Origin of the sequence: Caulobacter sp. BP25 (genome assembly GCF_002737755.1) — a bacterium.
Taxonomy (GTDB): domain Bacteria; phylum Pseudomonadota; class Alphaproteobacteria; order Caulobacterales; family Caulobacteraceae; genus Caulobacter.
Genome location: NZ_PEGH01000018.1, coordinates 196,996 through 210,962 on the forward strand (window position 1 = coordinate 196,996; position 13,967 = coordinate 210,962).

Sequence of the window (13,967 nt, forward strand, 5' to 3'; positions counted from 1 at the left end):
CAAAACAGATGTTTGACCGGGAGAAACGCGTATGGCCCTCGACCTTGAGACCCGCGAGCAGCTGATCGACACGGTGGCGCGCTTCGTTGCAGAGCGGCTGCGTCCGATCGAGGCCAAGGTCGCCGAGGACGACGCGGTGCCCGCCGAGGTCATCGAGGAGATGAAGGCGCTCGGCCTCTTCGGCCTCTCGATCCCGGAAGAATACGGTGGCCTGGGTCTGGGCATGGAGGACGAGGCGCTGGTGGCCATCGAGCTGGGCCGCGCCTCGCCCGCCTTCCGCTCGGTGTTCGGCACCAATGTCGGCATCGGCAGCCAGGGCCTGGTCATGTTCGGCGACGACGCCCAGAAGGCTAAATGGCTGCCAGGGGTCGCGTCCGGCGAAGTGATCACCTCGTTCGCCCTGACCGAACCCGAGGCCGGCTCGGACAGCGGCGCGGTGCAGACGCGCGCCACGCTGGACGGCGACGCCTACGTCCTGAACGGCGCCAAGCGCTACATCACCAACGCCGGCAAGGCCTCGCTGTTCACGGTAATGGCCCGCACCAATCCCGACGTCAAAGGCGGGGGCGGGGTGTCGGCCTTCCTTGTGCCGCGCGATCTTCCCGGTCTCTCGGTCAGCAAGCCCGAGAAGAAGATGGGGCAGCAGGGCGCCCACATCCATGACGTCACTTTCGACAACGTCCGCGTGCCCGTCGAGAATCGCCTGGGCGCGGAGGGCGAGGGCTTCAAGGTCGCCATGCAGGTGCTGGACCGCGGCCGCCTGCATATCGCCGCCGTTTGCGTGGGCGTTGCCGAGCGGCTGATCGCCGACTGTGTGGCCTATGCTTCCGAGCGCAAGCAGTTCGGCCAGCCGATCGCCAACTTCCAGCTGATCCAGGCGATGATCGCCGACAGCAAGACCGAAGCCCTAGCCGCCCGCGCGCTGGTGCTCGAAACTGCCCGCAAGCGAGACGCCGGCGTCGGGGTCACGCTGGAGGCGGCGGCCAGCAAGCTGTTCGCCTCGGAGATGGTCGGCAAGGTCGCCGACCGCGCGGTGCAGATCTTCGGCGGCGCCGGCTATGTCGCCGACTATGGAATCGAGCGCCTCTACCGCGACGTCCGAATCTTCCGAATCTACGAGGGCACCAGTCAGATTCAGCAGCTGATCGTCGCGCGGGAGACGCTCAAGCAAGGCGGCTGAGCGATTTGGATGCGTGGCGGTTTGTCGCACGCGTCGCACATGCGTGGCTGCGTCGTCGCGTCGCATGGCGGGGTTGAAATCCCTATTAACGTTGGTCCCAGGCGCGTCGGCCGAGGCTCCCCGCGTTGAGTTTTGAGCGAGGGCGAGCGCGGCAAGCTGACGCACGTCTGGCGAGTATGTTTAAGCCGACATTAAGTACGCCGCCGCGAGCCTTTCCGCTGCACCCAGCAGATGGAGCACGGCCATGAGCCACGACTACGCGATCAACGAGCGAGTGGCGTTCATGGGGATCGACGACAAGGCTCGAGGAGCCCTGCGCGATCTTCGGCCTGTCGTCGGAAAGGCGATCGGGCCGGCCCTGGCGAGCTTCTACGCCAAGGTGGCCGCCACGCCCGAGACGCGGAAGTTCTTCAAGGACGACCAGCACATGGCGGCCGCTAGCGCCCGCCAGAAGAGCCATTGGGATGGCATTGTCCAGGCAGAGTTCAGCGAGGACTATGTCCGCGCCGTCCGCGCCATTGGCGAGACACACGCCCGGATAGGCCTTGAGCCCCGCTGGTATATCGGCGGCTACGCCGTGGTCAGCGACCACCTGATCCGTTCGGTGCTGGAGTCGGTCTGGCCCAAGGGCTTCATGAGCAAGGGCGGTGTGGTCGAGGCTGGCGAGGCGCTGAGCGCCCTGATGAAAGCCGTCCTGCTGGACATGGATTTCGCCATCTCGATCTATCTTGAGACGATCGACAACGAGCGCAAACGCCTTGAGGCCGAGCAGCGGAAGAGCCAGGAATGCCAGGCCCAGATGGTCGCGGCGCTGGGCGAAGCGCTGGACCGACTGGCTCAAGGCGATCTGAAGGCGCGGCTGGACGTCGACGTCGTCGCCGAGTTCCAGAAGCTGAAGAACGACTTCAACAACGCCGTGACCTTGCTGGACCAGGCCATGGCGGGGGTCAACGCGGCCACGGACGGCATCCGCTCGGGAACCGATGAAATCAGCGTCGCCGCCGACGATCTGGCGCGTCGCACCGAGCAGCAGGCGGCGAGCCTTGAGGAGACCGCCGCGGCGCTGGACGAGATCACTCAGACGGTCCGTCGCGCGGCTGACGGCGCTAAGCAGGCGCAGGACGTGGTCGCGGGCGCCAAGTCGGAAGCCGAGCGTTCGGGCGTCGTGGTCGACCAGGCCGTCGCGGCCATGGGCGAGATCGAGACCAGCTCGCGCGAGATCGGCAACATCATTGGCGTGATCGACGAAATCGCCTTCCAGACCAACCTGCTGGCGCTGAACGCCGGCGTCGAGGCCGCCCGGGCGGGCGAAGCCGGCAAGGGCTTCGCGGTTGTCGCTCAGGAGGTACGGGCCCTGGCCCAGCGCTCGGCCGAGGCCGCCAAGGAGATCAAGGCTCTGATCGGCGCCTCGACCAAACAGGTCGAAGCCGGCGTCGGGCTGGTGGGGCAGACGGGCGACGCGCTGAAGGGCATCGTCGGGAAGGTCGCCGAGATCGACGAACTGATCGTCCAGATCTCCGCCTCGTCGCAAGATCAGGCCCGGGGGCTCTCCGAGGTGAATATCGCCGTCAATCAGATGGACCAGGTGACGCAGCAGAACGCGGCGATGGTGGAGCAGACTACGGCCGCCACCCATTCGCTGAAGAGCCAGACCGCCGAGTTGGCGCGTCAGGTCGCGACCTTCTCGATTTCCGGCCGCTCCGTGGCGTCCCCCGCCCAGGCCGTGTCCACGCCGACGCCCGCCCCTACGCCAGCGCCACGTCCGGCCCCCGTCGCGCGTCCCACAAGCCGTCCAGGCGCCTCGGCGTCCGTTTCCCGAGGCGGCGCGGCCGTGGCCTTGAAGGAAGAGTGGGAAGAGTTCTAGAGGGAGCGAGGTTCCGATGCGGAGCTGGCCTATCGCCGGTCCGCGTTCTGTCGCACGCATAGTAAGACGCCCTCGCCGAGCGATCGGCGAGGGCGTTCTTTTGTTCCACCAGGGGGGTGACGCTTATGCGCCGCCCGGGAAGCGGAACGGAACTTTCACGGTGCCGGTCTTGGCGCCCATCGGCAGCTTTTCAGCGATGCACATGGCGGCCTTGTCGAAGCCCTTGCCCGCGGCGCTGTTGTCGACGACCTTGCAGTCCGACAGCTTGCCAGCGTCAGCGGTGCATTCCAGCATCACCTGAGCGGCGTCGCGGGTGTTGGCGAACTGCTGCAGGCAACGGCCCATCTGGTCTTCGAAACCGCCGGCGGCCGAAGCGGCCTGGGCGACGAAAAAGCTGCCGGCGATTCCCGCGGCAATAGCGATCGGATATTTCATCCCGCTGCTCCTAGTAGTGTTTCTACGTCCCCTGGACGATGCGCCAACTGGACGCAGGAGCAAATTCTCAGGGCGCAGTTAATATATTCTAAGCTTTGTAAGAATATTCGAGATTTACTTTCAGGTAACCATGGCGATCTCGCGGATGATGGCCCTGTGTGGTTACGGCGCTCCTTATAATCGCACTCGCGGACGCTGCGACCAAACGCCCATTTCGAGGCTTTCGGGCGCATTTATCTCGAATTCCTTTTAACCAAGTCAGAGTCTGTTAGGACTCTATCTGGATTATCTCCTCTCAGTTTGGCGACCCGTGGGCACGGGCCGCTGGTTGGAGGGGACCTACGATGAAACGACTTCGTCTCGTCGATCTACCGTTGATCATTAAGATCGGCTTCGCGCCGGCCTTCGCGCTGCTTATGCTGGCCCTGATGGCCGGCGGGGCTATCATTGTTCAGAAGAGCCAGTCGGCCGCGCTGAAGCAGGTCGTCGAGAACGACATGCGTCAGAACATGGAGATCCAGAAGATCTCCAAGCGCATCTCGAACATCAACGGCGAACTGTTCGTCGTCATGACGCACAAGGCTGGCAACATCGACGTCGACAAGAACGACGCTCGCATGGCCGCCATCCTGGCCGAGACGGACGCGGTGAAGAAAGATCTGCTCGCGTTGAAGAGCAAGCTGCCGGCCGACGAGCAACCGAAGATCAACGAACTGATCAAGTCTATCGAGGAATGCCGTAGCGCCATCGACACCGTCAGCGGCATGATCGGCGTGGACTTCGGCATGGCCGCCGGCTTCATCGCCCCCTTCGAAGAACAATACGCCAAGATGACGGGCGTGCTGGACCAGGTGGTCGCCGCCGCCAACACGCGCGTGGCCAAGGAGACGGCCAAGCGTCAGGCCGAAGCCACCGCCGCGATGAGCATCACCGTTATCCTCTCGCTGGTCACCCTAGCCGCCGTCGGCGCACTGGCGTTCCTGACTGTGATGACGACCCGCAAGTCGATCAACGACATCGCCGGCGCTACCGACAAGCTCTCCAAGGGCGACAACAAGATCGACCTAGAGAAGCTGACGCGCGGCGACGAACTGGGCGCCATCGTTTCGGCTCTGAAGGTCTTCCGCGACAACCAGCTGCACCTTGAGCAGCTGCGCGCCGAGCAAGAGAAGTCCGCCGCCCTGACTGCGGACGAACGCCGCGCCAAGGAAGCCGCCGCCGCCGCCGCCGCCCAGGAAAGCGCCCTCGTGGTCACCAGCCTGGCCGAAGGCCTGGAGAAGCTGGCTCTGGGCGACCTGACCTTCCGTGTCAGCGCCGAGTTCCCCGGCGACTACCGCAAGCTGAAGGACGACTTCAACGCCGCCATGAGCTCGCTGCAGGAGACGATGAAGGTCATCGCCGCCTCGACGGACGGCCTGCGCACCGGCGCCGACGAGATCGCTCACGCCTCCGACGATCTGTCGCGCCGCACCGAGCAGCAGGCCGCCAGCCTGGAAGAAACGGCCGCCGCTCTGGATCAGCTGACCGCGACTGTTCGTCGCACGGCCTCGGGCGCCCGCCAGGCCTCGGACGTTGTCTCCACGACCCGTGGCGAAGCGACGCATTCCGGCCAGGTTGTGCATCAGGCAGTCTCCGCAATGGGGGAGATCGAGAAGAGCTCGGGCCAGATCAGCCAGATCATCGGCGTGATCGACGAGATCGCCTTCCAGACCAACCTTCTGGCCCTGAACGCCGGCGTCGAAGCGGCGCGGGCGGGCGAGGCGGGTCGCGGCTTCGCCGTCGTGGCCCAGGAAGTTCGCGCTCTGGCGCAGCGTTCGGCCGAGGCCGCCAAGGAGATCAAGACTCTGATTTCCTCGTCGACCCAGCAAGTCAGCCAAGGCGTCAGCCTGGTCGGCCAGACCGGTGAAGCGCTGCAGCGTATCGTGACGAAGGTTGGTGAGATCGACGCTCTGGTCACCGAGATCGCGGCCTCCGCCGCGGAGCAGGCGACTGGTCTGAACGAAGTGAATACGGCCGTGAACCAGATGGACCAAGTCACTCAGCAGAACGCCGCCATGGTCGAGCAATCGACCGCCGCGACGCACTCGCTGAAGGGCGAGACCGCCGAGCTGGTTCGCCTGATGGCCCGCTTCCAAGTGGGTGCGGCCGCCTCGTCCTACTCGCGCCCGGCCCCCGCCGACGCGACTCATCACGCTCCGGCGCGCAACCCGGTGGCCGAGCAGCAGGCCCGTCTGAACAGCTTCGCCCGTCCGGGTCGGAGCAGCGGTTCGGCGGCGGTCGCTCAAGCCCCCGTCACGGAAGGTTGGGAGGAATTCTAATGGCCGCCATTGCGCTGCCTGAAAATCTGGATCTGAAGGCCGCGGTCCCTCTCAAGACCGCGCTTCTAGAACGCCGCGGCGCCCCGATCGAGATCGAGGCCGATAGGGTGCGGCGCTTTGGCGGGCTTTGCCTGCAGGTCCTCCTGGCGGCCCGCAAGGCCTGGGACCATGACGGTCAACCCTTTTCCATCAAGGGGCCTTCCGAGGCCTTCGTAGAAACCACCCGTCTGTTCGGCGCTGAAAAGGCGCTTCTGTCGGCGGAATTCCAAGGAGCTGAATCGTGACGCAGACGGTTCTTACGGTCGACGACTCCCGCACCATGAGGGACATGCTGCGCATGGCCTTGGCCGGCGCGGGCTTCAACGTGGTCGAGGCCGTCGATGGCGAGCACGGGCTTGAGGTCCTCTCGGCCCACCGTCCCGATGTGATCATCACGGATATCAACATGCCCAAGCTGGACGGCTTTGGCTTTATCGAGGCGGTGCGCGTCGACGACGACTATCGCGCCATCCCGATCCTGGTCCTGACCACCGAAAGCGACCCGGCCAAGAAGCAGCGGGCCCGTGAGGCCGGCGCGACGGGCTGGATCGTGAAGCCGTTCAATCCGGAAAAGCTGGTCGACGCCATTCGCCGCGTCGCCGCCTGATCCAGCGAGCACTTCGCCGCTTAGATTTGAATACCCGTTGCTAGACGCGAATTAGGACGTACGGGAAATGGACGAGCTAGAGGCCATCAAGGTCACTTTCTTCCAGGAATGCGAGGAGCTTCTCGCCGACCTCGAGGGCGGTCTCCTGGCTATGCAGGAAGGGTCCGGCGACCTCGAGACGGTCAACGCCGTGTTCCGCGCCGTCCATTCGATCAAGGGCGGCGCCGGCGCCTTCGGCCTTGAGCCGCTGGTGCGCTTCGCCCACGTGTTCGAGACCCTTCTGGACGCCGTGCGCTCCGGCGCCGTGCCCAGCACGATCGAGCTGGCCGCTGTCCTGCTGCGCGCTTCCGACATCCTGGCCGACCACGTCAGCGCCGCTCGCGGCCTTGGCGATGTCGACATGGCCGCCTCGGCCGCCATGGCGACTGAGCTGGAGCACTGGACCGACCCGAACGCCAGCCCCGCGCCGGCCCCTGTCGCCGAAGCTACCGCCGCCGAGACGCCCGTTGAGGCTGCTCCGGCCGCCGCTGCGCCTGCGGACGACGACGCGATGGAGGAAGACGATCTCGGCTTCGTCTTCGTGCCTCAGACCATCACGGTGGAAGCTCAGGCGGCCGACGCTGAGCTGGCGCCTGACAATGTCTGGACGGTGTCGATCCGTCCGAAATCCGATCTCTACCGCAAGGCCAACGAGACGGCTCTGCTGCTGCGTGAGCTGAGCCGCCTTGGCCCCATCAAGGCCACCCTGGACGACCGCCACCTACCGGAACTGGACGAACTGGATCCGGAAGCGGCCTACGTCACCTGGAACGTCCGCGTCGAGACCGACGAAGACGAGACCGCGATCCGCGAGGTCTTCGAATTCGTCGATGGCGACTGCGACCTCGACATCATTCGCGGCGAGGCCTCGGTCGAACAGCTGGCCGCTCTGGTCGGCGCCACCGAGCCGTCGGCCGCCGAGGTCCAGGCGCCGTCGACGCCTGAGCTGCTCGTGGCCGAAGAGCCGGCCCCCGCGCCCATTGAAGTCCAACCCGCCGCTGAAGCGGCGCCCCCGCCGCCGGCTCCGGTCGTCCAAGCTCCGAAGGCTGCGGCGCCCGTCGCTCCGGCCGCGCCCGCTGCGGCGCCGGCCAAGGCCGCTCAGGTCGAAGTTCCTGGCCCCGGCCAGTCCGTCATCCGCGTCGATCCCGAGCGGATCGACCGCCTGATCGACCTTGTCGGCGAACTGGTCATCAACCAGGCCATGCTGGCGCAGCGCGTCGGCGAATACGGCATCGCCCCATCCTCCAACCTGGCCATGGGCCTCGACGAGCTGGAACAGCTGACGCGCGAGATCCAGGATAGCGTCATGGCCATCCGCGCCCAGCCGGTGAAGTCGGTGTTCCAGCGCATGCCGCGTCTGGTCCGCGAAGTCGCCAACATGACGGGCAAGCAGGCTCGCCTGGTGATGGACGGTGAGAACACCGAGGTCGACAAGACGGTCATCGAGCGTCTGGCCGAACCGATCACCCACATGCTGCGCAACGCCATCGACCACGGGCTGGAAAGCCCCGATGAGCGCAAGGCCGCCGGCAAGAACCCTGAAGGTATGGTCCGCCTGGCTGCCCTGCACCGCAGCGGCCGGATCGTCATCGAGGTCTCGGACGACGGCAAGGGCATCAACCGCGAACGCGTCTTCTCGATCGCCGTCAAGAAGGGCCTGATCGCGCCCGACCTGCAGTTGACCGACGAAGAAATCGACAACCTGATCTTCCTCCCGGGCTTCTCGACCGCCGACAAGATTTCTGACGTGTCGGGCCGCGGCGTCGGCATGGACGTGGTCAAGCGCTCGGTCCAGGCCCTGGGTGGCCGGATTTCGATCACGTCTCGCCCGGGTCAAGGCTCGACCTTCACGCTTAGCCTGCCGCTGACCCTGGCCGTCCTGGACGGCATGGTGGTCGACGTCGCCGGCGAAACCCTGGTCGTGCCGCTGGCCGCCATCGTCGAAAGCCTGCGCCCGAAGCCGGAAGAGATCCGTCCGCTGGGGCCCGTGGGCTCGGTGCTGGCCGTCCGCGACAGCTTCGTACCGCTGATCGACGTTGGTTTGGCGCTCGGCTACCGAGACCAGAGCCCGCCGCCGACCGACGGCGTGGTGCTGCTGGTCGAGGGCGAGGACGGCTCGCGCGCGGCCCTGGTCGCCGACGCCATCCACGGCCAACGCCAAGTGGTTATCAAGTCGCTGGAGCAGAACTACCAGCAGGTCGAAGGCGTCGCCGCCGCGACCATTCTGGGCGACGGCCGCGTGGCTCTGATCCTCGACGTCGACGCTACGATCGGGATGCGGCGTCGCGAAGGCTCCACGCCCCGCCCCCCTGAACCCACTCTCATCGCCGCGGAGTAAGTCATGACAGATCATGCCACCGCCACCGGCGCTGAACGCCGAGAACTCATTTCCTTCCAGGTGGGCGACCAGGAGTACTGCGTCGACATCATGGCCGTCCGCGAAATCCGCGGCTGGAGCCCGGCGACCACCCTTCCGCAATCGCCCGGCTACATGCGCGGCGTGATCAACCTGCGCGGCGCGGTCCTGCCGATCATGGACCTGGCCTGCCGTCTGGGTATGCCGGTCCTGGAGCCGACCGTCCGCAGCGTCTTCATCGTCGTCAAGGCGGCAGACCGCACCGTGGGCCTGCTGGTCGACGCGGTGTCCGATATCCTGTCCGTCAACGACGACATGATTCAGCCGACGCCCGACGTAGCCTGCGACGCGGTTCGCAGCTTCGTTCGCGGCATTATTTCCATCGAGGGCCGGATGATCAGTGAAATCTCGCTGGATCGCATTCTGCCGGAACGGGAGGCGATGGCCGCCTGATGACCGCTGCAGCCCTTTCGGAACGCGACGCCATCGTCGATGGCGAGTTCGCCTTCACCAACCAGGACTTCAAGCGCATCGCCGCGCTGCTGTACGATCTGGCGGGCATCAGCCTGCCCGACAGCAAGGCGACGCTGGTCTATTCGCGCCTGGCCAAGCGCCTGCGGGCCCTGGGCCTCCGCTCGTTCGCCGACTACTGCACCTTCGTGGCCAGCGATAAGGGCGGCGACGAAAGCCAGGAGATGCTCCGGGCGCTGACCACCAACGTCACGCGCTTCTTCCGTGAGCCGCACCACTTCGAGGACCTGCGCGTCAACGTGCTGGAGCCCGTCGCCGATCAGGTGCGGGCTGGCCGGCGTCTGCGCCTCTGGTCGGCGGCCTCGTCCTCAGGGCAGGAGCCGTACTCGATGGCCTTCACCGTGCTTTCGGTGTGGCCCAACGCCGCGGACCTGGACATCCGGATCCTGGGCACGGACATCGACACCAACGTGTTGGCGACCGGCAGGGCCGCCGTCTACGACGAGAACCTGCTGGAAGGCATCCCTGCGGCGACCCGTAGCCAGTTCTTCGATCGCGACCCCAGCGACCGTCGCGCCTGGCGCGTCTGTGAAGCCGCCCGAAGCCTCGTGGCCTTCCGGGAACTAAATCTCAACGGTCCGTCGTGGCCTATGAAAGGCCCATTCGACGCCATTTTCTGTCGGAATGTCGTGATCTACTTTGATGAACCTACACAGGAACGCGTCTGGAGCCGCTTCGCGCCGCTCGTCGCCCCTGGCGGCCGTCTCTATGTCGGCCACTCCGAGCGCGTTGGCGCTTCCGTGACCGCGTTCGAAAGCAGCGGTCTAACCGCCTACAGAAAGGTGGGCCGCTAATGGCTAAGATCCGCGTACTCGTTGTTGACGACTCCGCTACGATGCGGAGTCTGATCTCCGCCGCCCTGAACCGGGATCCTGAGATCGAGGTGGTTGGCGGCGCCGGAGACCCCTTCGAGGCTCGGGGCATGATCAAGGCCCTGAACCCCGACGTCGTCACCCTGGATATCGAGATGCCGAACATGAACGGCATCGAGTTCCTCGAGAAGATCATGCGTCTTCGGCCCATGCCGGTGGTCATGGTCTCGACCCTGACCCAGGCCGGCGCGGAAATGACGCTGCGGGCCCTGGAACTGGGCGCGGTCGATTGCGTGGGCAAGCCGGCTGACGCGACGGGCACCCAGGAGGCTCTGGCCGAGATCGTCACCAAGGTGAAGACGGCCGCGCGCGCCTCGGTGCGCACCAAGGCCGACGCCGCCCCCGCCCGGGCGCCCCGCAAGGACTACATGCCGTCGGGTGACTTGGTCGCGATCGGCTCGTCGACCGGCGGCGTCGAGGCGCTGCTGTCGATCCTGCAGCAGTTCCCCGATACCTGCCCGCCGACGGTGATCACCCAGCACATGCCGGCGACCTTCACCGCCAGCTTCGCCGCGCGCCTGGATCGCTCCAGCGGCGCCAAGGTCACCGAAGCCTCGGACGGCGCGGTGCTTGAGCCGGGCAAGGTCTATGTCGCGCCCGGCGGCGCTACCCACCTCGAGGTCGTTCGTTCGGCTGGCCTGCGTTGTCGTCTCGTGGCCGGGGACCCGGTCAGCGGCCACCGTCCGTCGGTGGACGTGCTGTTCAACTCGGTGGCCAATACGCTCGGGGACAAGGCGGTGGGCGTGATCCTTACGGGCATGGGCCGTGACGGCGCCCAGGGCCTGGCGGCGATGCGCAAGGCTGGAGCCCGGACCCTGGGTCAGGACGAGGCCAGTTGCGTCGTCTACGGCATGCCGCGAGCTGCTTTCGAAGCTGGAGCCGTGGAGAAACAGGTGTCCCTGTCCTCCATGGGCCAGTCCATTCTCGATCTGGCCTCGGCGAGGCGCTAAACCCATGCCCCAAGCAAGCACCATTTCCGTTCTCGTCGTCGACGACCAGCTGACCATGCGGGCGCTGATCCGCAATGCTCTACAGCAGATCGGCTTCAAGGATATCCGTGAGGCGCCCGATGGCGAGGAGGCTCTGAAGAACCTCCTGGCCAAGCCGGCCAACCTCGTCATTTCGGACTTCAACATGCCGAAGATGGATGGTCTGGCGTTGCTCCGCGCGGTGCGCTCGCACCCGCCGATCCGCCAGACGGCCTTCGTCATGCTGACGGGCCGCGCAGACCGGGAACTGGTCCAGCGGGCCGTGCAGTTCGGCGTCAACAACTATTGCGTGAAGCCGTTCACCGTTCAGGGACTGCGCGAGAAGATCGAACAAGTGTTCGGGCAGCTGACATGACGCACCACAACCCCTCCGAAGACACTGAGCGCGCGATCAAGGTTCACGTCACCCAAGGCGAGAGCCACGTGACGACCGATCCCAACGTGGTGATGACCACCGTGCTGGGCTCGTGCATCTCAGCGTGCATCCGTGACCCGCAGTCGGGCGTCGGCGGTATGAACCACTTCCTCCTGCCCGACTCCGGCGACGGACGCGGGACCGGCGGGGACGCGGTCCGCTACGGCGCCTACGCCATGGAACTGCTGATCAACGAACTGCTGAAGAAGGGCGCCCGCCGGGAACGGTTGGAAGCCAAGATCTTTGGCGGCGCCAAGCTGTTCGATGGTCTTTCGGACGTCGGCGCCAGCAACTCCGCGTTCGCCGAGCGCTTCCTGCGCGACGAAGGTATTCCGATCGTTTCGTCCAGCACGGGCGGCGTTTCGGCTCGCCGGGTCGAGTTCTGGCCGGCCTCGGGCCGCGTTCGCCAGCGCCTGGTGGCCGTCGACAACGCGCCTCAGGACGTCCGTCGTCCCGCACCCGCTCCGATGCCCGCCGCCTCCAGCGGCGACGTGGATCTGTTCTAACCGTATGCAAGCTTCGCCGCTCCAGACGCCGACAACCGACACGACCGAGCATCTCGCGGTCGGTGAGTTGTCGCGTCGCCTGGCGGTGGAGTTGGCGTCGGCGGCCGCGATCTGCCGGGACTGCGAGCATCTCGCCGGGGATCTCGCCAGCGGTGGCGCCACGATCGAGAACCTGGCGCGACTACAGGCTCTCGACGAGCTGAGCCAAAGGCTGCACGGTTTGTCGGAAGTGCTTGAGCGTATCGGCCATCACGCCTCTGGCGAGTGGAGCATGTCGATCACGCCGGTCCTCAACGGTCTTGGTCTCGCCGACATGGCCCAGCGCTTGCGCGCCGAGGAGCAGACCGAGGAACGCCAAGTCGCCGGCGAACTCGACTTCTTCTAGCGCCGATGAGCGACGCGCTTCTCCCCTCGACACGGATCAACCTCGAGCGGGCGACGGTGCTCGTGCTGGATGACAACGGTCCCTCGCTGGATATTCTGTCTCAGGTCGTGTCGGGTTTCGGCGTCAAGCAACTGCTCCGCGCCGAAAGCGTCGCCGACGCTCAGACCTTGGTTCGCACCAAGACCTTCGACCTGATCATCAGTGATGTGCAGATGCCGACCACGGACGGCATCGAGTTCATTCAATGGCTTCGGCGGGAGGGCGGCGAGACCAACCGCTACATTCCCGTCATCCTGGTCACTGGTCACACCCGCACCTCTCAGATCTTCAAGGTCCGCGACGCAGGCGCCAACTTCATGGTGGCCAAGCCGATCACGCCCAAGGTGCTGCTCGAACGCATCTTCTGGGTGGCCCGCGAGGACCGCGCCTTCATCGAGTGCGACACCTATGTCGGACCCGATCGGCGCTTCAAGCACGAAGGACCGCCGCCGGGTACGGATGGGCGGCGTAAGGATGACCTTCCACCGGAGGTGGGCGATGCGCAGACGCCTAACATGTCCGACGACGAAATCGCAAACCTGATGCGCCCAGCTAAGGTGCAGATATGAAAGTCCGCAAGTTCCGCCCCACCAACCGCCTGACCGCCCTGATCAAGGAACGGGGCGGGATCATGGCTAAGGACGCCATCGCCGCCGCCGAAGCCGGGGTCGAGAGTCTGCGCGAGTCTTCCATGGCCGCGCTGGACGAGGCGATCGCCGAGATCGAACGTCGCTTCGGCAGGGATACGCCCGAACGCGTGACCGAGGTCTATGAGGGTCTCTACGTGCTCGGCTCCCGGATCATCGACGTCAGCGCCTTCGTGTCCGACGCGGGGATCGACAAGGCCGCTGTGTCGCTCTGCACTCTGGTCGATAGCTGCGAACACGCCGGCTATTGGCGCTGGGACGCCGTGGACGTCCACATCGACGCCCTGCGCTTGCTTAGGGCTCATGGCGCCGAGCTGCCCCTCGATCAGCGCGAGGCCATGTTGCAGGGTCTCTATCGGGTCAGCAACTACCGCCCCGAAGAGGCGTAATGCCGTCCCCAGGCCTAAATAGGCTCTAACTTCATACACCTAGAGTGCGTTTGCGCGGTTCAACCGCTCAAACTTAAACCGCACGCGCTCTAGCGGCGCTCCCCATATCTCCTTGCGCCAGCGACACTGTTGGCGAACGACGCTATGTGTCGGAAACGCAACGGCGCGCCCGGTTCTGAAACCTTACGCCGTATTGCGGCCTTGTAGCGCGTCCGTGGCTTTGTTAGCACTGTGATACCGGTGTCAAAAAACAAAGATCACTTCTGACACCGGTGACAAAAAACGAAGACTTACCGGCTGGGACTCGTTTCGCGAGGGCAGGTCGCGAAGCGGATCAAAGGCCAAATACGGCGCGG

Annotated in this window: 14 protein-coding genes and 1 pseudogene; 14 read left to right on the plus strand and 1 reads right to left on the minus strand. The window is 65.6% G+C overall.

Translation table 11 applies throughout. The features are described from left to right. The first annotated feature begins 31 nt into the window (after positions 1 to 31). Both CSW59_RS14855 and CSW59_RS14860 read left to right on the plus strand, forming a co-directional pair. Complete coding sequence (locus tag CSW59_RS14855; protein ID WP_099444775.1) at positions 32 to 1,180, plus strand: acyl-CoA dehydrogenase family protein; 1,149 nt, start codon at positions 32 to 34, stop codon at positions 1,178 to 1,180. Between the two features lie 244 nt (positions 1,181 to 1,424). After that, a complete protein-coding gene (locus CSW59_RS14860) occupies positions 1,425 to 3,044 on the plus strand; it encodes a globin-coupled sensor protein (protein ID WP_099444776.1) in 1,620 nt (539 codons plus the stop codon). 123 nt (positions 3,045 to 3,167) lie between these two features. Here CSW59_RS14860 and CSW59_RS14865 read toward each other — a convergent pair whose 3' ends face one another. Continuing rightward, positions 3,168 to 3,479 (minus strand): hypothetical protein, encoded by a 312-nt coding sequence (locus tag CSW59_RS14865; protein WP_099444777.1) that lies wholly within the window; start codon positions 3,477 to 3,479, stop codon positions 3,168 to 3,170. A 300-nt stretch (positions 3,480 to 3,779) separates the two neighbouring features. Between CSW59_RS14865 and CSW59_RS14870 the strand changes: the two are divergent. From CSW59_RS14870 to CSW59_RS14925, 12 genes and pseudogenes are all read left to right on the plus strand, one after another. Then, positions 3,780 to 5,797, plus strand: a pseudogene (locus CSW59_RS14870) (methyl-accepting chemotaxis protein). Next, positions 5,797 to 6,081: an STAS domain-containing protein gene (locus tag CSW59_RS14875; RefSeq protein ID WP_099444779.1), complete on the plus strand. Its 285-nt coding sequence runs from the start codon at positions 5,797 to 5,799 to the stop codon at positions 6,079 to 6,081. Before CSW59_RS14870 ends, CSW59_RS14875 begins: the two are co-directional and overlap by 1 nt. After that, on the plus strand, positions 6,078 to 6,443 hold the full coding sequence (locus tag CSW59_RS14880) for a response regulator (RefSeq protein ID WP_013080817.1): 366 nt from the start codon (positions 6,078 to 6,080) through the stop codon (positions 6,441 to 6,443). The genes CSW59_RS14875 and CSW59_RS14880 overlap by 4 nt, the downstream gene beginning before the upstream one ends. A gap of 67 nt (positions 6,444 to 6,510) precedes the next feature. Further along, on the plus strand, positions 6,511 to 8,820 hold the full coding sequence (locus CSW59_RS14885) for a chemotaxis protein CheA (RefSeq protein WP_099444780.1): 2,310 nt from the start codon (positions 6,511 to 6,513) through the stop codon (positions 8,818 to 8,820). A 3-nt stretch (positions 8,821 to 8,823) separates the two neighbouring features. Beyond that, entirely contained in the window at positions 8,824 to 9,291 is a 468-nt protein-coding gene (locus CSW59_RS14890) for a chemotaxis protein CheW (RefSeq protein ID WP_099444781.1), read from the plus strand. Next, the gene (locus tag CSW59_RS14895) at positions 9,291 to 10,163 is read left to right on the plus strand and encodes a protein-glutamate O-methyltransferase CheR (RefSeq protein WP_099444782.1); all 873 of its coding nucleotides are present in this window, start codon (positions 9,291 to 9,293) and stop codon (positions 10,161 to 10,163) included. The genes CSW59_RS14890 and CSW59_RS14895 overlap by 1 nt, the downstream gene beginning before the upstream one ends. Further along, positions 10,163 to 11,191, plus strand: coding sequence for a chemotaxis response regulator protein-glutamate methylesterase (locus CSW59_RS14900; RefSeq protein WP_099444783.1), 1,029 nt, complete (start codon positions 10,163 to 10,165; stop codon positions 11,189 to 11,191). Before CSW59_RS14895 ends, CSW59_RS14900 begins: the two co-directional genes overlap by 1 nt. 4 nt (positions 11,192 to 11,195) lie before the next feature. Then, on the plus strand, positions 11,196 to 11,585 hold the full coding sequence (locus tag CSW59_RS14905) for a response regulator (protein ID WP_047403396.1): 390 nt from the start codon (positions 11,196 to 11,198) through the stop codon (positions 11,583 to 11,585). After that, positions 11,582 to 12,151, plus strand: coding sequence for a chemotaxis protein CheD (locus CSW59_RS14910; RefSeq protein WP_099444784.1), 570 nt, complete (start codon positions 11,582 to 11,584; stop codon positions 12,149 to 12,151). Before CSW59_RS14905 ends, CSW59_RS14910 begins: the two co-directional genes overlap by 4 nt. A gap of 4 nt (positions 12,152 to 12,155) precedes the next feature. Next, positions 12,156 to 12,536 (plus strand): chemotaxis protein CheU, encoded by a 381-nt coding sequence (locus CSW59_RS14915; RefSeq protein WP_099444785.1) that lies wholly within the window; start codon positions 12,156 to 12,158, stop codon positions 12,534 to 12,536. Between the two features lie 5 nt (positions 12,537 to 12,541). Next, positions 12,542 to 13,144 (plus strand): response regulator, encoded by a 603-nt coding sequence (locus CSW59_RS14920; RefSeq protein ID WP_099444786.1) that lies wholly within the window; start codon positions 12,542 to 12,544, stop codon positions 13,142 to 13,144. Further along, positions 13,141 to 13,611 (plus strand): chemotaxis protein CheE, encoded by a 471-nt coding sequence (locus CSW59_RS14925; RefSeq protein ID WP_099444787.1) that lies wholly within the window; start codon positions 13,141 to 13,143, stop codon positions 13,609 to 13,611. Before CSW59_RS14920 ends, CSW59_RS14925 begins: the two co-directional genes overlap by 4 nt. The last annotated feature ends 356 nt before the right edge of the window (positions 13,612 to 13,967 follow it).